Genomic DNA, 18173 nt, shown 5'->3' on the forward strand with positions numbered 1-18173 from the left:
AAGAGGGTTATATTTGTGGCTAAAAAACTTTTTAATAGGTCTAAAGAACATTTAAATGTTGGCACAATAGGACATGTAGATCATGGAAAAACAACATTAACAGCAGCATTAACGCGGGTATCATCAGAAATATATGGTAGTGAATTGAGAAAGTTTGATACAATAGATAATGCACCAGAAGAAAAGCAAAGAGGTATTACAATAGCAACAGCTCATGTAGAATATGAGTCTAAAATACGCCATTATGCACATGTAGATTGTCCTGGGCATGCAGATTATATAAAGAACATGATAACAGGTGCAGCTCAAATGGATGGAGCTATATTGGTGTGTTCAGCATCAGATGGTCCGATGCCTCAAACAAGAGAACATATTTTATTAGCACGGCAAGTTGGTGTTCCATATATTGTAGTTTATTTAAATAAAGCTGATTTAGTAGATGATACAGAATTATTGGAATTGGTAGAAATAGAGATTAGAGAATTGCTATCAGAATATGAGTTTCCAGGTGAAAAAACACCTTTAATTGTAGGTTCTGCTTTAATGGCGTTAGAAGGGAGAGATATAAACGGTATGGGAAAGAGTTCAGTAATAAAATTAGTTGAAGCATTAGATACTTATATCCCTTTGCCAGAACGTGCTATAAACAAACCATTTTTGATGCCAATAGAAGATGTATTTTCTATTTCAGGAAGAGGAACAGTTGTAACAGGTAGAGTAGATCGGGGTATAATAAACGCAGGAGAAGAAGTTGAAATAATAGGTTTAAAAGACACCATAAAAACAACGGTTACAGGAATAGAAATGTTTAGAAAAATACTTGATGAAGGTCGTGCAGGAGAAAACATAGGAGCTCTGTTACGTGGTATTAAGAGAGAAGATGTTGAAAGAGGTCAAATACTAGCAAAACCCGGGTCAATAACACCACATACACAATTTGAAGCAGAGGTTTATATTTTAAAAAAAGAAGAAGGCGGCAGGCACACGCCATTTTTAAAGGGCTATAGACCTCAATTTTATTTTCGAACCACAGATGTCACGGGCACGTGTGAATTAAAAGATGGAGTGGATATGGTAATGCCTGGTGATAATGTTAAGATGATTATTAATTTAATAGCTCCTATAGCAATGGAGGAGGGTTTAAGGTTTGCTATTAGAGAAGGGGGTCGTACAGTAGGAGCAGGCATAGTTGTGAATATATTAAGAGACAAATAAAAAATGAAAAAGCAAAAAATTCGTATACGTTTGAAATCGTTCTCGAAAATATTAATAGAGAAGTCAGCGAAAGAAATAGTAGAAACAGCAAAACGTACCGGAGCACAAATAAAAGGACCAATTTCGCTACCAAATAAGGTAGAAAGGTATACAATTTTAATATCTCCACATGTTGATAAGGATGCCAGGGATCAATATGAAATTCGTACTCACAAACGGTTAGTAGATATTTTAGAAAAAAATGATAAAACTATAGATGCATTAATGTGTTTGGAATTAGCAGCGGGCGTAGATGTACAAATTAAGGTAGGGCCATAAACATGGTTGGAGTAATTGGTAAAAAAATAGGTATGAGCGTAATCTTGAATGCTAATGGTATTTCAATACCAGTTACTATTATAGAGGTATTACCTAATAAAATATTAAATATAAAAACAAAGAAAATTGATGGATATAATGCAATACAACTTACAAATGGTAAGCTTTTAAAAAAAAAAGTAGCAAGATTAAAGGAATTTAGAGTGAGTAGTCAAGATATAAAACATTTTACTTGTCAGGATAAACTGACGGTATCGTTTTTTAAATTGGATGACGTTGTGAAAGTAAGTGGTTTAACTAAGGGCAAAGGATATCAAGGTACTATAAAAAGGTGGAACTTTAATTCACAAAATAAGAGTCATGGAAATTCACTTTCTCATCGTACATCAGGTTCAACAGGGCAATGTCAAACTCCGGGACGTGTTTTTAAAGGTAAAAAAATGGCAGGTAGAATGGGGAATGAAAAAAAAACAGTATCTAATTTAAAAGTTATAAAAATAAATATAGAATTAAATTTAATAATTATAAAAGGGGCAGTGCCAGGATATAATGGCCGTGAAGTTTTTATAAATAAAACAAAGTGTTGAATATAAATGAGAAACGCATGAAGATCAAACTTAGAGATACAACTGATACAATTAAAGTATCAAAAGAAGTATTTGATATAGATTTTAAACCGGCATTAATTCATCAAGTAATAACGTCGTATATACATAATTCAAGGCAAGGAACAAAAGCACAAAAAAATTATAAAACTATTCGTGGTGGTGGCAAAAAACCTTGGAAGCAAAAAGGAACAGGACGAGCACGTGCAGGCAGCATAAGATCACCTTTGTGGAGAGGTGGTTGTATAACGTTTGCTGTAACACATAAAACAGTTTACAAAAAAATTAATAGAAAAATGTATAAGTTAGCAATGTGTGCAATAATTTCTGAATTATTACGTCAAAAAAGATTGATTGTTTTAAATGAAATAAAGTTAAATGTTATCAATACAAATTTTATAAAAAGTAAAATGGAAGAGTTAAATATAAACTTTTCAAAAACTCTTATAATAACCGAAACATGTGAAAATAAAATTGAGTTATCTTCACGTAACATATCTAATGTAGAGTCTATTAAGGTAGGGTCTGTAAATCCGATAATCCTTATAAATACAAATAAAGTATTAATAACATTAGCAGCCTTACGTAAGTTAGAGGAAAAGTTTAAGATATAGTTATGAAATATAAACAAAAATTATTTAAAATTTTATTAGGACCACATATTAGTGAAAAAGCTTTGTTAAAATCATCTCAAGGTAGCTATGTATTTAAAGTATCGAAAACAGCTATAAAGAAGGAAATAAAGCAAGCGGTAAATATCTTGTTTGAAAAAAAGGTTGATTCAGTTAGAGTTGTTAATGTACCAAAAAAAAAAAGAGGTAGGTATAAAAAAGCATATGTAAAATTATTAAAAGGTGAAACTATCGAAGAATAAAATTAAGATGGGTGAGTTAAAATGTCGTTATTAGTTAAAGTAAAACCAACATCGGCTGGCATAAGGCATGCTATAAAATTAAAACAAAGAAAAATATTTAAAGGTAGGCCAATTAAGCAGTTGATAGTAATAAAAAAAAAACATGGTGGACGAAACAATAAAGGTAGAATTACTGTGCGTCATATTGGGGGGGGACACAAACAATATTATAGACAAATTGATTTTAAGAGAAATAAGGATAATATAACCGCAATTATTGAACGAATTGAGTATGACCCTAATAGAAATGCAAATATAGCTTTAATTAAATATAAAGATGGAGCAAGAAGTTATATTATTTCCACAAAAGGAATGAAAGTAGGTTATTCTATTGAATCAGGTACAAATGTACCTATCAAGATTGGTAATTCATTACCATTAAAAAAACTTCATTTAGGAACTAAAATTAATTGTGTTGAATTAAAACCAGGTAAAGGTGCTCAATTAGTCCGCAGTGCAGGAAATTATGCACAAATAAGTTCTATAGATGGAAGATATGTTTTTATACGGTTAAGGTCTGGTGAGATACGTAAACTAAAGTCAGATTGTCGTGCAACAATAGGTGAAGTAAGTAATTCTAAATATAATCTTTGTAAATTAGGTAAAGCTGGGGTAAACAGATGGAAAGGAATACGTCCCACAGTAAGAGGTGTTGCCATGAATCCTGTAGATCATCCTCATGGCGGGGGTGAAGGTCGTACTAGTGGAGGCAGGCACCCAGTAACCCCTTGGGGAAAAATGACTAAAGGTTATAAAACACGTAAAAATATAAGGAAGTTATAAGATGCCACGTTCTATAAAAAAAGGCCCTTTTATTGATAAACATCTTTTTGAAAAGATAGAAAAAGCATTGAAAAGTAATGAAAAAAAAACAATAAAAACTTGGTCCAGAAGGTCTATGATATTACCAGATATGGTAGGATTAACAATCTCAATACATAATGGAATAAAACATATACCTATTTATATTACAGAAGAAATGGTAGGTAGAAAGTTAGGGGAGTTTGCTATTACACGGACTTTTAAAGGTCACAAAAAAGGTTATGTAGCTGATAAAAAATAATTGGGAAATAAATATGGAAGAAGTAAGTGCAAAGTTATGTGGTGTACGGTTATCTGCCCAAAAAGCTAGATTGGTAGTGAATCTAATTAGAGGTAAATCAGTAAATAGAGCATTAGAAATTTTAAATTTTACATCAAAAAAAGCAGCGAAGTTTATAAACCAAACACTTAAAACAGTAATGTACAATGCGAAAAATAATAAGGGTATGAATATTGAAAAGCTAATAATTTCAGCTATTTGGATAACCGACGGTAAAACGTTTAAAAGATCTTTACCAAGATCTAAAGGTCGTACTGATATAATTAGAAACCGTACTTGTCATATTAATATCAAGGTAACTGAACTTATTATTTAGTAAGGAACATAAAAATGGGAAAAAAAGTACATCCAATAGGCATGAGATTAGGGGTTATCAAAAATCATTTGTCAACATGGTATGCAGAACAGAAACAGTTTTCTTCTTTATTGAAGAAAGATATAGAAATTAGAAATCTTATAGAAAGCCGTTTAAATTATGCTAATATCAACATAAGTCGAATATGTATTGAACGCACTGCTAACAATGCTAGTGTAATAGTTTATACAGCTAGACCAGGTAGGATAGTAGGATCAAAAGGAGACGAAGTAGATAAATTAAGAGATGAAGTAAATAAAATTATGGGGGTAAAGGTACAAATAGATATTGAAGAGATAAAAACACCAGAGATAGATGCTAAAATCATCGCTCAAAAAATTGCACTACAACTAGAAAAACGTGTAATGTTTCGTCGTGTAATGAAAAGAGCTGTACAACTTGCTATTAGATTTGGTGCTAAAGGCGTTAAAATAAAATTATCAGGTAGATTAGGGGGATCAGAAATTGCTAGAAAAGCATGGTACAAAGAAGGTAGAGTACCTTTGCATACTTTACGCGCAAATATAGATTTTTATAAAGAAGAAGCATTTACTAGTTATGGTGTAATAGGGATAAAAGTTTGGGTTTTTAAAGGAGAAAGAATAGGAGTTGTGGAAGAAGCTAAGCAATTAGATTATAAAAAAAATAAGGTGTAAAATGTTACAGCCTAAAAAGACAAAATATCGCAAACAACAAAAAGGACGTAATAGAGGTGTAGCTAATCGTGGAAATGATGTGAAATTTGGTGAATTTGGTATGAAAGCATTGGTTAATAGCAAAATAACTTCAAGACAAATAGAAGCAGGTCGAAGAGCTATTACTAGGCATGTAAAGCGTGGTGGCAAAATTTGGATACGTGTTTTTCCAGATAAACCAATCACAAAGAAACCACTTGAAGTACGTATGGGAAAAGGCAAGGGATCTGTAGAATTTTGGGTTGCACAAATAAAACCAGGACGAATAATTTATGAAATAGAAGGAGTAAATGAAGACGTAGCAAAAGAAGCTTTAGGATTGGCAGCTCAAAAAATGCCATTTATTACTCAGTTTGTTGAAAAGGTTATTATGTAAGTTATGTTAAGTATAATGAAGGAAGAAAAAAAAATTGAAGAATTAAATAAGAAAGTATTGTCATTATTAAATAAACAATTAAAGTTAAGAATGCAAAAAAGAATAGGACAAGAAAACAAAATGCATTTATTAAAAAAGATACGTAGAGATATTGCTAGGTTAAAAACTAGAATAAAGGAAAAAAGTGTAGTATGAAAAGTAATATAAAAGTAAGAAAAATAAAAGGTAAAGTAGTTAGTAATAAAATGAATAAAACAATTGTAGTTTTAATAGAAAGACTTTTTAAACATAAAACTTATGGTAAATATATTAAACGATCAAAAAAAATAAGTGTACATGATTCAAAAAATAAAGCAGAAATCGGAGATATAGTTGAGTGTGCAGAAAGTTTTAAAATATCTAAAACAAAATCTTGGATTTTAATAAAAATTTTGAAAAGTTAAACATAAAAGTTGAAAAATGATACAAACACAAACTAACTTAGAATTAGCCGATAATAGTGGCGCAAAAAAAGTACAATGTATAAAAGTATTAGGCGGTTCTCGTCGTAGATATGCTAATATAGGCGATTTGATAAAAATAACAGTTAAAGAAGCAATACCTAAGGGTAAAGTAAAGAAAGGGCAAGTAATGAAAGCCGTAGTTGTACGCACAAAAAAAGGTATAAGACGTAAAGATGGTTCAATTATTAGATTCGATAGTAATGCAGTTGTTTTATTAAATAATACTAATGAACAACTTGTAGGTACTCGTATTTTTGGCCCTGTAACAAGAGAGTTACGTACAGAAAAATTTATGAAGATTGTGTCTTTGGCATCAGAGGTGTTGTGAAAATGTATGTATAAACTTAGACGTAAGGATGAAGTAATCGTTATATCTGGTAAAGACAAAGGTAAAGTTGGAAAAATTAAACGGATTTTAAAACAGAAAGTTTGGGTAGTAGGGATAAATATAAGAAAATTTCATAAAAAAAATAAAGGTAATAGCATAGGAGGTATAATTAAACAAGAAGCATCAATTAATTGTTCAAATATAGCTATATTTAACTCAGAAGTAGGTAAAGCGGACAAAGTTAAACTTATTAGTAAAAATGGTTTTAAAACACGCATGTTAAGATCAACTAACAAGCCACTTAAATGAAGAGTATAAAATTGAAGTATATTAACATAATGAGAATACCAACTATAAGTAAAGTTACTTTAAATATTGGTTTGGGTAAATCAGTAGAACAAAATGATAAACGTTTACTTGAAACAGCAGAACAAGACTTCAGAAAAATTACAGGACAGCAACCAATTATTACAATGGCTCGCAAATCTATTGCTAGTTTTAAATTACGTATAGGTTTTCCTATTGGTGTCAAGGTAACTTTAAGACGAGCCCGTATGTGGGAGTTTGTAGATAGATTAATTAACATAGCTATTCCACGACTCAGAGACTTTCGTGGTTTAAATAAAAAGTCATTTGATGGTAATGGAAATTTAACATTAGGTTTAAGAGAACAAATAATATTTCCAGAAATTGATTATGAAAAAGTTAATGGTATACGCGGTTTAAATGTAACTATAACAACTACAGCAAAAACAAATGAAGAAGGTTTTGAGCTTCTTCGTACTTTAGGATTTAAATTTACTAAATAATTAATAAAAGAGGTCTTAGTTAAATGGCAAAGAAGAGCGTTATAGAGAGAGATCTTAAAAGAAGACGTCTCGTTAAAAAATATTATTTGCGTCGAAGGACTTTAAAACAAATAATTAATAATATAAAAACATCTTATGAAGAAAGATTTAAAGCACAGTTAAAATTACAAGGTTTACCTAGAGATTCAAATCCAATAAGACAAAGGAATAGATGTTTTATTACAGGAAGACCCAGAGGTTTTTACAATAAATTTGGACTAAGTCGTAATAAACTACGGGAATCAGCAATGACTGGCTACATTCCTGGTTTAACTAAATCAAGTTGGTAATCTAATGTATAATAGGAGGGCATAACAATGAGTATGCAGGATACTATTGCAGATATGTTAACAAGATTGCGTAACGCACAATTAGTTTGTAAATCAGAAGTTGTGATACCAATATCAAAATTAAAGTTAGAAATATCACGTATTTTAAAAGAAGAAGGTTATATTTTATATTATGCAAACGATAAAACAAATATAACAGTAAAATTAAAATATTTTAAAGGTCAACCGGTTATTTCAAATATAAAACGTATTTCTAAGCCTTCTTTACGTATTTATAAAGGAAAAGATCAGTTAGTAAAAATAGATGATGGTTTGGGAATAGTAATAGTTTCAACTTCTAAAGGACTAATGACCTCGTCTGAAGCAATAAAACGAGCACTTGGCGGTGAGGTTATTTGTATCGTACATTAAGTTTTTGTTTACATTAATCTATGTATAAGAGTTTAAAAAAATCGCTTTTCATTTAAAGATTTTGCTAAAATTAGATAGTTGATGTTAGTTATTGTTTGTTAGAGGTTAAAGGTTTGTTTAAAGATTAAAGCTTTTAGTTATTAGAGTTTTTTGTTTTGTTGCTTTTTATGTATTTAGATGTTAAGAGGTTGTTTTTGATTATATTAAAATCTGTTTGTTTTTTGTAGCAAACATTGTAGAAGGTTTTGTAAACAGTTGTATAGAAACAATTAGGGAAATACTTAAGGTTAATTTAGAAGAGGTATGGTAATTGGTATTGGTTATATAAAAAGAGAAAAGTTGTACAAGAACAAAGAATATATGTTGTTTAGATGTAGGTTAGTTAGAAGGTTAAAGAAGTTATAGGATTGTTGCCGTTAGTAAATGATCGAATGTATGATTAGGTTTTTTAAAATAATAGTTGTAAAAAAAAAAAGTAGTAAGATGGATATAGAAAAGCAAGAAAAAAGATAAAAACAAAGAAAAATTAAAAGAAATAATATGTAGCCGCGAAAAACATACGAAAAATGGTAATAATTAAAGAAAGATACAAGTATAAGGAAATAAAGTGTCAAAAATAGCGAAATGTCCAATAAAAGTACCAAAGAACGTAGAGATACTATTAGATAAAGAAGTTGTTATTGTAATTGGAAAGAATGGAAGATTGTTTTTAAGTAAACCTTCTTCAGTAGTAATAGTAAAAGATCAACAAAAATTAATATTTAATTCTAAAAAAAAAGATTGGGTAATAACTGGAACAATAAGGGCGTTGGTTAATAATATGATTATTGGAGTATATAAAGGATTTACTAGAAAATTAGAAATAAATGGAGTAGGATATAGAGCAAAAATATTTGGTAGAATCATTAATTTAATGCTTGGGTATACCCATAGAATCGAATATAAATTGCCTAAAAATATATTTGCAGAAACACATAGTAAAACTTTAATAATTTTAAAAGGCGCGGATAAACAGAAGTTAGGAATAGTTGCTGCTGAAATTCGTGCAGTTCGTCCAATAGAACCTTATAAAGGTAGAGGAATACGTTATACTGAAGAAAAAGTTGTGTATAAAGAAGTTAAAAAAAACAAGGGTTAATAAAAGTATGAATTTAAAAAAAGAAAATAGAAAAAAAAGAATTAGATTTAAAATATGTAAAAAGTTAAAGCGAGAACGTATTTGTGTAAACAAAACCTCAAAACATATATATGCGCAAGTTGTATCAGCAGATGGAAAAAAGGTATTGGTAAGTGCTTCTACTTTAGAAAAAGATATAAAAAAAGAAACTAAAAATATGAATCAAATGGAAGCAGCAAAAAGAGTAGGAGTTATTTTGGCTAATCGTGCAAAAAAAAAAAGTGTTATAAATAAAGCATCATTTGATCGTTCTGGTTTTAAATATCATGGACGCATAAAAGAAGTAGCTACAGGGGCTCGCAAATGTGGTTTGATATTTTAAAGCAAATTATAATAAAGAAAAAAGTATAAGGGAACAGTGATGAAGCCTGAAAATAATAAAAAAAAGAGAGAAACTGATTTTAAAGAAAAATTAGTAAAGATCAATCGTGTTTCTAAGGTCGTAAAAGGAGGCAGAATATTTGGATTTTCTGCAACTATAGTTATCGGTAATGGAAAAGGTAAGATTGGATTAGGTAAAGGTAAAGCAAGGGAAGTGTCAGTTGCTATTCAAAAAGCGATTGAAAAAGCCAAAAGAAAGTTGTTTGTTATTAAGTTAAAAGGCGATACTTTACAACATAAGATTTATAATACATATGGTGCTTCTAAAATTTATATGCAGCCAGCTTACAAAGGGACAGGTATTATTGCAGGAGGTGCTATGAGATCAGTATTAGAAATAGCAGGTATATATGATGTATTAGCTAAATGCTATGGATCAACTAATCCAATAAATGTAGTAAAAGCGACTTTGAACGGATTGAAAAAAATGTATGATTCAGAATACATACAAAAAAAAAGAGGAGTAGATAAGATTCGTAGCGACTTAGATACATAAACAGATTATGATTTTGCTTAAGTAACTTAGGTAAGTTAGTACAATAATGATTGGTTTAGAGCAGTGTAAGTTAACGAGAAGAAAAAGTTAAAGTGAAGTTAAAGGAGAAAGTACAATTGAAATTAAATAAACTAATAAATTGTGTTATAGGATATAAAAAAGAAAAAAAAAGACTAGGTAGAGGGATAGGATCAGGAACAGGAAAAACGTGTGGTAAAGGGCATAAAGGTCAAAAAGCAAGGTCAGGAAAGAAACTTAAAAGAGGTTTTGAGGGTGGTCAATTACCTTTAAAACGTACAATACCTAAAATGGGTTTTGTTTCAAGAAAATATGGCGGTTCAGAAGAAGTACGTTTTTGTGATTTGTCAAGGTTACAACGAAAGTTAATAGATATAGATGCTTTAAAAACAGCTAAATTAATAAAAAAAAATACTAAATCGGTTAAACTAATAAAATCAGGCAAAGTTAAAAATAAAAAAGTTGATATTATTAATATTAGAGGTTTAACCGTAACAAATGGCGTACGTAAGATTATAGAAAAGTTTGGGGGAAAGATAGAGATTAAATGATTAGTAAAATTTATCAAGATATTATAAAAAAAATGAGGTTTATTTTAGTTGCAATAATAATTTATAGAATTGGAGTTCATATAACAGTACCCGGAGTAGATTGTTTTAAAGTTCATAATTTCATTCAAGCAAATAGTGCAATTAGTTTGTTTAATATGTTTTCTGGTGGAGCATTTGAGAGATTGAGTATTTTTTCAATTGGTTTAATGCCTTATATATCTGCATCAATAATAATGCAAGTCATCACAGGAATGTTTCTAGACGTTGAAGTATCAAAACATAAGTTAACGAGTTACTTAAGATATCTTACTTTAATGTTATCTGTTATACACTCATTAGTAGTTTCGATTTTCTTTTTAGAGAAATCAGTTGTATATTATAAAAAAAGTGTTGTTTATTTAACGATTATTTTAACATTTGTTACAGGTGCTATATTTTTAATGTGGTTAGGTGAACAAATAACTGATAAAGGTATAGGTAATGGGATTTCACTGATAATATTGTCAGGTTTAGTATCAGTAATACCAAATGCGTTAGGAAGAACATTATTTTTAACAATAAAAGATTCCTCATGGATGTATATACAAATCTTAAAAGTTGTAATTTTAGTACTGATAACTATCATTTTAGTAGTAGTGATCGAGAGTGGGCAAATAAGAATTAAGGTCAGTTATCCACGCAGATTAATAGGAAAGAAGCTGTATGCTACTCAAAGTAGTTATTTACCTCTAAAATTAAATATGGCAGGGGTAATACCAGCTATTTTTGCTTCAAGTAGTTTGATAATTACAGCTTCAGTAGGACAGTGGATCAATAGATCAATACTACCACAGTTAAGTCCAGGTCAACCTTTATATATTATGTTTTTTGTTTTGTCTGTAATATTTTATTCTTTTTTTTACACAGCAATAGTTTTAAATGCAAAAGAGGTATCTATTAATTTAAAAAAATCGGGAGCTTTTATTCATGGTATGAGGCCAGGTAAACAAACAGCGGGTTTTATATCTAAAGTATCAAGCCGTTTAAATTGGTTTGGCGCAATATATATTGTATTTTTTTCTTTAATACCACAATTAATTATGGTATATTGTAAAATACCCTTTTGTGGTGGAGGGATTTCAATATTAATAATGGTAGTCGTTGTTTTGGATTTTTTATCGCAAATACAGTCTTATTTAACGGCAAATTAATATGAGTTGGCAACAAGCAACAAAAAAAAACACAGATACTTTACATAATACATGATCGATAAATAGGCATATTAGGGTATCTATAATGAAAGTGAGAACATCTGTAAAAAAAATTTGTATAAACTGTAAAATAATACGCAGAAAAGGAATATTAAGAGTTATTTGTAAAGATTTACGTCATAAGCAACGGCAGGGTTAGGAGAATAAATGTATGGCACGTATTGCAGGAAGAAATATACCAGATAACAAGCAAGTCTGGGTTTCATTAACATATATCTATGGAATAGGAAAGTATAGAGCTAATAGTATTTGTAAAAGAATAGGTATAGACAGAAATGTAAAAGTAAGAGATTTAAATTCTATACAATTAGATAAAGTACGTAAACAAATTTGTAAATTTGTAGTAGAAGGAGAATTACGTCGTGAGGTTTCAGTTAATATTAAAAGGTTGATGGATTTAGGATGTTATAGAGGTTTAAGGCATAAAAGATGTCTTCCGGTTCGCGGACAACGTACAAAAACAAATGCACGGACTTGTAAAAATATTAACAAAGGAATATAAAATATATGGTAACAAGAAAATCTAGAAAAAAAAAAGTACTAAAAAAAAAAGAAATTATAAATGCAGTAGCACATATAAATGCTTCTTTTAACAATACTATTGTTACAATAACAGATAAAAATGGTAATACTTTAGCTTGGGCAACTTCAGGGGGGGCTGGTTTTAAAGGATCGAGAAAAAGTACTCCGTTTGCTGCGCAAACGGCAAGTGACCGTGTAGCAAAATCAGCAGCAGAATGTGGAGTAAAATATATAGATGTTATAGTTAAGGGACCAGGTCCCGGCCGAGAGTCAGCAGTTAGAGCATTGAATTCTCATGGTATAAATGTAAAAAGTATAACAGACGCAACTCCAATACCACATAATGGATGTCGTCCACCTAAAAGAAGAAGAGTATAAAGGAAAAAGTATATGGCACGGTATTTGGGACCAAAATGCAAATTGTCTCGTAGAGAAGGAACAGATCTATTTTTAAAAAGTGGAATGGTATCTATTGAAGAAAAATGTAAATTTGATAAGATTCCGGGACAAAATAAAAAACATCGTACAAGAATAACAGAATATGGAAAGCAATTACGTGAGAAACAAAAAGTTCGAAGAATATATGGAGTTTTAGAAAAACAATTCAAGAATTACTATAAAAAAGCAGCAAAAAACAAAGGTGCAAAAGGAGAATATTTGTTACAAAGTTTAGAAGCAAGATTAGATAATATAGTTTATAGAATGGGATTTAGTGTAACTCGTGCAGAGGCACGACAATTAGTAAATCATAAAAGTATAAAAGTCAATGGTAGGATAGTAAATATTTCATCTTATAAAGTTACTGTGGGTGATTGTATTTCTATAAGGGCAAAATCTATGAATCAAACAAGAATAAAAAATGCGCTTGCTATTGCTAATAAAGTAAAATGGGTTCATGTAGATGAAAAAAAGATGGAAGGAATTGTAAAGTATTTACCTTCAAAGATTTCTACAGATATTAACGAAAAGTTGATTGTAGAATTATATTCTAAGTTTAAATAGGTATTTATATTATGAGTTCAGTTAACGAGTTTGTACGTCCAAGTAAAATAAATGTAGAAGCGATTAGTAATAATCATGCAATTATAAGTTTAGAACCTTTAGAACGTGGATTTGGTCATACTTTAGGAAATGCATTGCGTCGTATTTTATTATCTTATATGCCTGGGTGTGCAGTTGTTGAAGCGGAAATAAAGGGAGTACAGCATGAATATAGCGTAATAGACGGTATTAAAGAAGATGTAATAGAAATAATTCTTAATATTAAAGAAATTGCAATTAAACTGTATGGTATTGATGAAATAGAGCTAGAATTAAAGAAAATAGGTTCAGGAGTAGTAAAAGCAGGAGATATAAAGGCAAGGCAGGATGTAGAAATAATAAATCCAGATCATGTAATTGCACATTTAAATGATCATGGAGAACTAAATATGAAATTGCGTTTTGTTAGAGGAAGAGGGTATGAACCAGCTTATTTACGTAATAAATCAGATAAAAATTTTGGTCGCATACAGATAGACGCAAAGTTTAGTCCAGTGAAGAGAGTCGCATATTTTGTAGAATCAGCAAGAGTAGAACAAAAAACGGATTTTGATAAGTTAATAATAGAGTTAGAAACTAATGGAACATTAGACCCAGAAGAAGCAATACGAACTTCAGCAAAAATTTTAAGAAATCAATTAGATTTTTTTGTTGATTTATCATGTGAAAACAAAAAACATGTAGAAAATGAGGTAGAACCTGACCGGAGAACAGATACAAAAATAGATAAAGCTTTACTTTTACCAGTTGAAGATTTGGAATTAACAGTTAGAAGTGCAAATTGTCTTAAGGCTGAAAATATATTTTATATTGGCGATTTAGTTAAAAGAACAGAAGGTGAATTATTAAAGACACCTAATCTTGGTAAAAAATCATTAAATGAAATTAAAAAGGTTTTAAAGGTTAGAGGTTTAGCATTGGGTATGCATATTGATCTCTGGCCACCTGGAAAAAAAAACTAATAGAGGTTAAATCTATGCGTCATCGTAAAAAAGGTCGTCATTTAAATAAAAGTGTTTCACATCGTAAAGCATTGTTTAAAAATTTGTGTTTTTCATTAATCAAACATGAAATGATAAGAACAACATTGTCAAAAGCTAAGGAATTACGTCACTATATAGAGCCGTTAATTACCTTATCTAAAAAAGACACCGTATCTAATCGTAGATTAGCCTTTAATAAGATACCGTCTAAAGAACTTGTAGCAAAATTATTTACAGAACTAGGTCATCGTTATTTAATGCGTAATGGCGGTTATATAAGAATTATTAAACAACGTTTGAGACCTGGAGATAATGCTATAATAGCCTTAGTTTTACTTGCATAATTATTCTCACAACAAAAATATAAACATCTAAATCTCTCTCTCAATTCACTACATCATCACTTTTGTTCTATTATAAAACATCTTATTTTTTTTATAATGAACATCCAACTAATCATCTATATAATTATAATTTGGTTATCTATTAACATCTTAATCGATAAAATAAAATAAAAACTCACAATTCTATATATTATATACCAGTCAAACAACATTTGTAAAAAAAAGGCATTTGGCATTTACCAATTTTCATCACAACCCATCAATTATTTAATATATATATATAGCACATAATTAAAGAGCGATTGTAAATATAACTTTAATTACATCAAACTAGGTACATATTGTTTCTTCTTTTTAATCATGTCTAAAATATATCTTAATTCTCTTCTTAAACTAATAATACATAAAATACAACGGATTTTACTACAACTGTGTTAACATTACATATTATACAATATACATATTTTTATTCATTTCACACTACGTCTCGTCTATACGCTAACATATTTCACTATTCCTCTAACATCTAAATAATTCATCACAACTAACAACAATTTACATCCGTTTCTCATTACTAAACATCAATCTACTAACTACTATTCACTAACATAAACAATTTTTAAACTTATCCTCTTCATCCTTTTGAAACTCATAACACCTATTAACTCATTATTTAACGTACAACTAATACTAATACTAATACAAATACATTATACCTAAACTTCTATCTACAATAACAACTACAACTTACACAATACTCCTAACTCATTCCACCCTTTACTTCTTTCTTATAACACAAAACTACAATTCAACAAAATCAGATATTTTTTAACACATAACTACAAACTTCATAATCAAACAACTCATGCTATGCTAACATTACACTAATAAGTTAAAAGCAAAAAAAAATACAACAAACAAAATAAAACACACAAGTGCTAAAAAATAAAATAGATATGACAAATAAAAAAACACAACTACTAACACATAATAAAAGACACAAATGATAACACAAAACAATATCATGAACAAAACAACAACACCTGCTATAAAAATAATAAACAAAACTTTCTCTTAAACAACATAAAGCACAGACTATATTAAATATCATTAAGCTTATAACATACAAAAAACAAGATTATAATAGAAAACATAAAAAGAAAGAGATCACATAACACAACAAAAAAAATACATAACACAAAATCATAAAGGCTAAATATTAAATAAAAAAAAATAACACCTCAAAAAGCAAAAGATAAAGTAATAAAAACAAGCACTAAATACTTAATCATAATTCACAATGCAGATAGAAAAACCTAAAGCATTAAAAATATAAAATTAGAGCAAAAATTAATTTATAAAAAACAAGCTTAAAATAAGTTAATAAGCGAAGAAAGTTGTACAAGTAAAATAGTAAAAAATACACAACAGCACAGATGCATGATATAATACAGAAAACAAAACAAATAACAGTTCATTTAAAACAAATAAAAATTACCCACAAAAAGAAATAATAGAAGAATCACAAACAAAAAAAAAGAAAAGCAAGATGGTATGTTAGTTAAAACAACAACAAATAAAATGAAATACCTTAAAATGCAGAAGGAGATAAGGTATGTATGCAGTTATAAAATGTGGAAATAAACAATTTTATGTAAAAGAAGGACAAAAAATTAAAATAGACAAAGTAAAACTTGAAATTGGAGACGTTATTGTAATAACTAAAGTTCTTTTAATAAATAAAAAAAATAAAATAATTAAAATAGGAAGACCATTTGTTAAAACAGCTACGGTTAGTGCAGAAATAATTGCACATAAAAGAGAAAAAAAAATTAAAATAATACACTTTAAAAGGCGGAAACACTATATGAGACATAAAGGACACAGACAATGGTTTTCTGAAATTAAAATTATTAATATAAAAGGATATTGATGACATGGCTCAAAAAAAAGCTGCAGGTAGTTCAAGAAATGGAAGAGATTCAAATTCTAAACGATTAGGTATTAAGATATATGGTGGCCAATATGTTATTTCTGGAAATATAATCGTTAGACAACGTGGTACTAAAGTTCTTGCTGGACACGGTGTGGGAATTGGAAGAGATCATACATTGTTTGCATTAATTAACGGTTGCATTTTTTTTTATAACATTAAGAAGGGTAACCGTAAACGTAAATGCGTTAAAATTGTATGCAGTTTATAGATGAAACTTATATTTTAATTGAAGCAGGTACTGGTGGAACTGGATGTTTAAGTTTTAGTAGTTTGTTACGTGGTTCTGATGGAGGGAATGGTGGTACTGGTGGTAATATCTTTTGTATTGGAGATAAATATCTAAATACATTGTTTTTTTTAAATTATAACAAAGTTTATAAAGCACAAAATGGTGAAATTGGAAAGCCTAAAAAACAAAATGGCAATAAAGGTAAAGATGTTTTTATAAAAGTACCCGTTGGAAGTATGTTGAGAGATGCTCAAACTTGTGAGTTAATAGGGGAAATTATAATTCATAGGCAAAATATTAAGGTTGCTAAAGGAGGTACTAGTGGAATTGGTAATTTTAAAACAAAACGAAGTAAAAACATGAAAGGTACAATAGGAGAAAGTCGTAATCTATATATTGAATTAATATTGTTGGCTGATGTAGGTTGTTTAGGCATACCTAATTCTGGTAAATCTACGTTGATTAGATCAATTACGTCCGCATTGCCAAAAGTAGCACGGTATCCATTTACTACATTAAGACCTTTTTTAGGATTTGTAAAGTTAAATAAGACGTATAGTTTTATCATTACAGACGTACCCGGATTAATAATTGGTGCATCTCAAGGGCTAGGTTTGGGATTAAAGTTTATAAAACATTTAAATCGTATAAAAATTATTTGTAATTTACTAGATGTCATGTGTAATAAAGTTTTAGATACTACATTAGGAATTATTAGCGAAATTAAAACTATATATATTGACATGTTTCAGAAACAGAGGTATTTAGTTTTGAATAAGTTAGATAAGTTACCTAAATATAAAAAATCACAAGTAATAGAAATTGTTATTAACGGGTTAACTTGGCGTAATAAGACGACTTTGTTTATTATATCTGCTAAAAAAAAATATGGTTGTTATGAATTAAAAAAATCAGCATTAACTTATTTGAAAAGAGGAATAAATGGATAAAAACAGAGCACGACGTCAACAAAATTCAAGCAAACGTTCAATTGTACGTACTTACATAAAGCGGGTATTAAAAGCAATAAAATTAAAAAAGTTTAAGTTGTGTATTGAGGAGTTTTATAAAGCACAATCTGTATTTGATATATTAGCTGATAAAAATATTATTTCCAAGAGAAAATCAGCACGTATAAAAAGTAGGCTAAATTTACAAATAAAAAAAGAATTACAATGTTAAGGTTAGGGCTATTAAGTGATTAATGTTCGTTATAATAATACATT

The 18173-nt window shown here is 29.2% G+C and carries 32 protein-coding genes; all 32 read left to right on the forward strand.

Annotation, left to right across the window (positions count from 1 at the left end):
- Positions 1–15: 15 nt before the first annotated feature.
- The 32 genes from tuf (at position 16) to rpsT (ending at position 18129) form a co-directional block, all read left to right on the forward strand.
- Entirely contained in the window at positions 16–1215 is a 1200-nt protein-coding gene (gene tuf / locus C530_RS00365; RefSeq protein ID WP_014894988.1) for an elongation factor Tu, read from the forward strand.
- A gap of 3 nt (positions 1216–1218) precedes the next feature.
- Positions 1219–1533: a 30S ribosomal protein S10 gene (gene rpsJ / locus C530_RS00370; RefSeq protein ID WP_014894989.1), complete on the forward strand. Its 315-nt coding sequence runs from the start codon at positions 1219–1221 to the stop codon at positions 1531–1533.
- 2 nt (positions 1534–1535) lie between these two features.
- Positions 1536–2120 (forward strand): 50S ribosomal protein L3, encoded by a 585-nt coding sequence (gene rplC / locus C530_RS00375; protein ID WP_014894990.1) that lies wholly within the window; start codon positions 1536–1538, stop codon positions 2118–2120.
- A 17-nt stretch (positions 2121–2137) separates the two neighbouring features.
- Positions 2138–2752: a 50S ribosomal protein L4 gene (gene rplD, locus C530_RS00380; protein ID WP_014894991.1), complete on the forward strand. Its 615-nt coding sequence runs from the start codon at positions 2138–2140 to the stop codon at positions 2750–2752.
- A 2-nt stretch (positions 2753–2754) separates the two neighbouring features.
- Positions 2755–3012, forward strand: coding sequence for a 50S ribosomal protein L23 (rplW, locus tag C530_RS00385; RefSeq protein WP_014894992.1), 258 nt, complete (start codon positions 2755–2757; stop codon positions 3010–3012).
- Between the two features lie 21 nt (positions 3013–3033).
- Positions 3034–3834 (forward strand): 50S ribosomal protein L2, encoded by an 801-nt coding sequence (gene rplB / locus C530_RS00390; protein ID WP_014894993.1) that lies wholly within the window; start codon positions 3034–3036, stop codon positions 3832–3834.
- Position 3835: 1 nt separating this feature from the next.
- Positions 3836–4114, forward strand: coding sequence for a 30S ribosomal protein S19 (gene rpsS, locus C530_RS00395; protein WP_014894994.1), 279 nt, complete (start codon positions 3836–3838; stop codon positions 4112–4114).
- A gap of 13 nt (positions 4115–4127) precedes the next feature.
- On the forward strand, positions 4128–4469 hold the full coding sequence (rplV, locus tag C530_RS00400; RefSeq protein WP_014894995.1) for a 50S ribosomal protein L22: 342 nt from the start codon (positions 4128–4130) through the stop codon (positions 4467–4469).
- Between the two features lie 14 nt (positions 4470–4483).
- Positions 4484–5164, forward strand: a complete 681-nt coding sequence (rpsC, locus tag C530_RS00405; RefSeq protein WP_014894996.1) for a 30S ribosomal protein S3 — start codon at positions 4484–4486, stop codon at positions 5162–5164.
- Between the two features lies 1 nt (position 5165).
- Positions 5166–5579 (forward strand): 50S ribosomal protein L16, encoded by a 414-nt coding sequence (rplP, locus tag C530_RS00410; protein WP_014894997.1) that lies wholly within the window; start codon positions 5166–5168, stop codon positions 5577–5579.
- A 3-nt stretch (positions 5580–5582) separates the two neighbouring features.
- Positions 5583–5774 carry a 50S ribosomal protein L29 gene (gene rpmC, locus C530_RS00415; protein ID WP_014894998.1) on the forward strand — a complete coding sequence of 64 codons (192 nt, stop codon included), beginning with the start codon at positions 5583–5585 and terminating at the stop codon, positions 5772–5774.
- Complete coding sequence (gene rpsQ, locus C530_RS00420; protein ID WP_014894999.1) at positions 5771–6022, forward strand: 30S ribosomal protein S17; 252 nt, start codon at positions 5771–5773, stop codon at positions 6020–6022. The genes rpmC and rpsQ overlap by 4 nt, the downstream gene beginning before the upstream one ends.
- Before the next feature lie 16 nt (positions 6023–6038).
- On the forward strand, positions 6039–6410 hold the full coding sequence (rplN, locus tag C530_RS00425) for a 50S ribosomal protein L14 (protein WP_014895000.1): 372 nt from the start codon (positions 6039–6041) through the stop codon (positions 6408–6410).
- Positions 6411–6416: 6 nt separating this feature from the next.
- Positions 6417–6719 (forward strand): 50S ribosomal protein L24, encoded by a 303-nt coding sequence (gene rplX / locus C530_RS00430; protein ID WP_014895001.1) that lies wholly within the window; start codon positions 6417–6419, stop codon positions 6717–6719.
- Positions 6716–7219: a 50S ribosomal protein L5 gene (rplE, locus tag C530_RS00435; RefSeq protein ID WP_014895002.1), complete on the forward strand. Its 504-nt coding sequence runs from the start codon at positions 6716–6718 to the stop codon at positions 7217–7219. Before rplX ends, rplE begins: the two co-directional genes overlap by 4 nt.
- Before the next feature lie 23 nt (positions 7220–7242).
- Positions 7243–7548 (forward strand): 30S ribosomal protein S14, encoded by a 306-nt coding sequence (gene rpsN / locus C530_RS00440; RefSeq protein ID WP_014895003.1) that lies wholly within the window; start codon positions 7243–7245, stop codon positions 7546–7548.
- A gap of 27 nt (positions 7549–7575) precedes the next feature.
- The gene (gene rpsH, locus C530_RS00445) at positions 7576–7959 is read left to right on the forward strand and encodes a 30S ribosomal protein S8 (protein WP_014895004.1); all 384 of its coding nucleotides are present in this window, start codon (positions 7576–7578) and stop codon (positions 7957–7959) included.
- Positions 7960–8566: 607 nt separating this feature from the next.
- Positions 8567–9097 (forward strand): 50S ribosomal protein L6, encoded by a 531-nt coding sequence (gene rplF / locus C530_RS00450; RefSeq protein WP_014895005.1) that lies wholly within the window; start codon positions 8567–8569, stop codon positions 9095–9097.
- A 7-nt stretch (positions 9098–9104) separates the two neighbouring features.
- On the forward strand, positions 9105–9458 hold the full coding sequence (rplR, locus tag C530_RS00455; protein WP_014895006.1) for a 50S ribosomal protein L18: 354 nt from the start codon (positions 9105–9107) through the stop codon (positions 9456–9458).
- A 39-nt stretch (positions 9459–9497) separates the two neighbouring features.
- Positions 9498–10013, forward strand: coding sequence for a 30S ribosomal protein S5 (rpsE, locus tag C530_RS00460; protein ID WP_014895007.1), 516 nt, complete (start codon positions 9498–9500; stop codon positions 10011–10013).
- A gap of 116 nt (positions 10014–10129) precedes the next feature.
- A complete protein-coding gene (gene rplO / locus C530_RS00465) occupies positions 10130–10582 on the forward strand; it encodes a 50S ribosomal protein L15 (RefSeq protein WP_014895008.1) in 453 nt (150 codons plus the stop codon).
- Positions 10579–11772: a preprotein translocase subunit SecY gene (gene secY / locus C530_RS00470; protein WP_014895009.1), complete on the forward strand. Its 1194-nt coding sequence runs from the start codon at positions 10579–10581 to the stop codon at positions 11770–11772. Before rplO ends, secY begins: the two co-directional genes overlap by 4 nt.
- A gap of 85 nt (positions 11773–11857) precedes the next feature.
- On the forward strand, positions 11858–11971 hold the full coding sequence (gene rpmJ, locus C530_RS00475) for a 50S ribosomal protein L36 (protein ID WP_014895010.1): 114 nt from the start codon (positions 11858–11860) through the stop codon (positions 11969–11971).
- A gap of 12 nt (positions 11972–11983) precedes the next feature.
- Entirely contained in the window at positions 11984–12334 is a 351-nt protein-coding gene (gene rpsM / locus C530_RS00480) for a 30S ribosomal protein S13 (RefSeq protein WP_014895011.1), read from the forward strand.
- Positions 12335–12339: 5 nt separating this feature from the next.
- Positions 12340–12732, forward strand: a complete 393-nt coding sequence (rpsK, locus tag C530_RS00485) for a 30S ribosomal protein S11 (protein ID WP_014895012.1) — start codon at positions 12340–12342, stop codon at positions 12730–12732.
- Between the two features lie 12 nt (positions 12733–12744).
- Positions 12745–13356, forward strand: a complete 612-nt coding sequence (gene rpsD, locus C530_RS00490; protein ID WP_014895013.1) for a 30S ribosomal protein S4 — start codon at positions 12745–12747, stop codon at positions 13354–13356.
- Between the two features lie 8 nt (positions 13357–13364).
- Positions 13365–14357 (forward strand): DNA-directed RNA polymerase subunit alpha, encoded by a 993-nt coding sequence (locus C530_RS00495; protein WP_202947204.1) that lies wholly within the window; start codon positions 13365–13367, stop codon positions 14355–14357.
- Positions 14358–14371: 14 nt separating this feature from the next.
- Positions 14372–14722 carry a 50S ribosomal protein L17 gene (rplQ, locus tag C530_RS00500; RefSeq protein ID WP_014895015.1) on the forward strand — a complete coding sequence of 117 codons (351 nt, stop codon included), beginning with the start codon at positions 14372–14374 and terminating at the stop codon, positions 14720–14722.
- Positions 14723–16337: 1615 nt separating this feature from the next.
- Positions 16338–16655 (forward strand): 50S ribosomal protein L21, encoded by a 318-nt coding sequence (gene rplU / locus C530_RS00505; protein ID WP_014895016.1) that lies wholly within the window; start codon positions 16338–16340, stop codon positions 16653–16655.
- Between the two features lie 4 nt (positions 16656–16659).
- Complete coding sequence (gene rpmA, locus C530_RS00510) at positions 16660–16926, forward strand: 50S ribosomal protein L27 (RefSeq protein ID WP_014895017.1); 267 nt, start codon at positions 16660–16662, stop codon at positions 16924–16926.
- Entirely contained in the window at positions 16914–17897 is a 984-nt protein-coding gene (gene cgtA, locus C530_RS00515) for an Obg family GTPase CgtA (protein WP_014895018.1), read from the forward strand. Before rpmA ends, cgtA begins: the two co-directional genes overlap by 13 nt.
- A complete protein-coding gene (gene rpsT / locus C530_RS00520) occupies positions 17890–18129 on the forward strand; it encodes a 30S ribosomal protein S20 (RefSeq protein ID WP_014895019.1) in 240 nt (79 codons plus the stop codon). The genes cgtA and rpsT overlap by 8 nt, the downstream gene beginning before the upstream one ends.
- Positions 18130–18173 lie beyond the last annotated feature (44 nt).

Origin of the sequence: Candidatus Portiera aleyrodidarum BT-B-HRs (genome assembly GCF_000300075.1) — a bacterium.
GTDB lineage: Bacteria > Pseudomonadota > Gammaproteobacteria > Johnevansiales > Johnevansiaceae > Portiera > Portiera aleyrodidarum.

Excerpts from the sequence above, each read along its gene's own strand:
- rpsJ (WP_014894989.1), top strand. The coding sequence starts at position 1,219 with ATGAAAAAGCAAAAAATTCGTATACGTTTGAAATCGTTCTCGAAAATA.
- rplC (WP_014894990.1), top strand. The coding sequence starts at position 1,536 with ATGGTTGGAGTAATTGGTAAAAAAATAGGTATGAGCGTAATCTTGAAT.
- rplD (WP_014894991.1), top strand. The coding sequence starts at position 2,138 with ATGAAGATCAAACTTAGAGATACAACTGATACAATTAAAGTATCAAAA.
- rplW (WP_014894992.1), top strand. The coding sequence starts at position 2,755 with ATGAAATATAAACAAAAATTATTTAAAATTTTATTAGGACCACATATT.
- rplB (WP_014894993.1), top strand. The coding sequence starts at position 3,034 with ATGTCGTTATTAGTTAAAGTAAAACCAACATCGGCTGGCATAAGGCAT.
- rpsS (WP_014894994.1), top strand. The coding sequence starts at position 3,836 with ATGCCACGTTCTATAAAAAAAGGCCCTTTTATTGATAAACATCTTTTT.
- rplV (WP_014894995.1), top strand. The coding sequence starts at position 4,128 with ATGGAAGAAGTAAGTGCAAAGTTATGTGGTGTACGGTTATCTGCCCAA.
- rpsC (WP_014894996.1), top strand. The coding sequence starts at position 4,484 with ATGGGAAAAAAAGTACATCCAATAGGCATGAGATTAGGGGTTATCAAA.
- rplP (WP_014894997.1), top strand. The coding sequence starts at position 5,166 with ATGTTACAGCCTAAAAAGACAAAATATCGCAAACAACAAAAAGGACGT.
- rpmC (WP_014894998.1), top strand. The coding sequence starts at position 5,583 with ATGTTAAGTATAATGAAGGAAGAAAAAAAAATTGAAGAATTAAATAAG.
- rpsQ (WP_014894999.1), top strand. The coding sequence starts at position 5,771 with ATGAAAAGTAATATAAAAGTAAGAAAAATAAAAGGTAAAGTAGTTAGT.
- rplN (WP_014895000.1), top strand. The coding sequence starts at position 6,039 with ATGATACAAACACAAACTAACTTAGAATTAGCCGATAATAGTGGCGCA.
- rplX (WP_014895001.1), top strand. The coding sequence starts at position 6,417 with ATGTATAAACTTAGACGTAAGGATGAAGTAATCGTTATATCTGGTAAA.
- rplE (WP_014895002.1), top strand. The coding sequence starts at position 6,716 with ATGAAGAGTATAAAATTGAAGTATATTAACATAATGAGAATACCAACT.
- rpsN (WP_014895003.1), top strand. The coding sequence starts at position 7,243 with ATGGCAAAGAAGAGCGTTATAGAGAGAGATCTTAAAAGAAGACGTCTC.
- rpsH (WP_014895004.1), top strand. The coding sequence starts at position 7,576 with ATGAGTATGCAGGATACTATTGCAGATATGTTAACAAGATTGCGTAAC.
- rplR (WP_014895006.1), top strand. The coding sequence starts at position 9,105 with ATGAATTTAAAAAAAGAAAATAGAAAAAAAAGAATTAGATTTAAAATA.
- rpsE (WP_014895007.1), top strand. The coding sequence starts at position 9,498 with ATGAAGCCTGAAAATAATAAAAAAAAGAGAGAAACTGATTTTAAAGAA.
- secY (WP_014895009.1), top strand. The coding sequence starts at position 10,579 with ATGATTAGTAAAATTTATCAAGATATTATAAAAAAAATGAGGTTTATT.
- rpmJ (WP_014895010.1), top strand. The coding sequence starts at position 11,858 with ATGAAAGTGAGAACATCTGTAAAAAAAATTTGTATAAACTGTAAAATA.
- rpsM (WP_014895011.1), top strand. The coding sequence starts at position 11,984 with ATGGCACGTATTGCAGGAAGAAATATACCAGATAACAAGCAAGTCTGG.
- rpsK (WP_014895012.1), top strand. The coding sequence starts at position 12,340 with ATGGTAACAAGAAAATCTAGAAAAAAAAAAGTACTAAAAAAAAAAGAA.
- rpsD (WP_014895013.1), top strand. The coding sequence starts at position 12,745 with ATGGCACGGTATTTGGGACCAAAATGCAAATTGTCTCGTAGAGAAGGA.
- rplQ (WP_014895015.1), top strand. The coding sequence starts at position 14,372 with ATGCGTCATCGTAAAAAAGGTCGTCATTTAAATAAAAGTGTTTCACAT.
- rplU (WP_014895016.1), top strand. The coding sequence starts at position 16,338 with ATGTATGCAGTTATAAAATGTGGAAATAAACAATTTTATGTAAAAGAA.
- rpmA (WP_014895017.1), top strand. The coding sequence starts at position 16,660 with ATGGCTCAAAAAAAAGCTGCAGGTAGTTCAAGAAATGGAAGAGATTCA.
- cgtA (WP_014895018.1), top strand. The coding sequence starts at position 16,914 with ATGCAGTTTATAGATGAAACTTATATTTTAATTGAAGCAGGTACTGGT.
- rpsT (WP_014895019.1), top strand. The coding sequence starts at position 17,890 with ATGGATAAAAACAGAGCACGACGTCAACAAAATTCAAGCAAACGTTCA.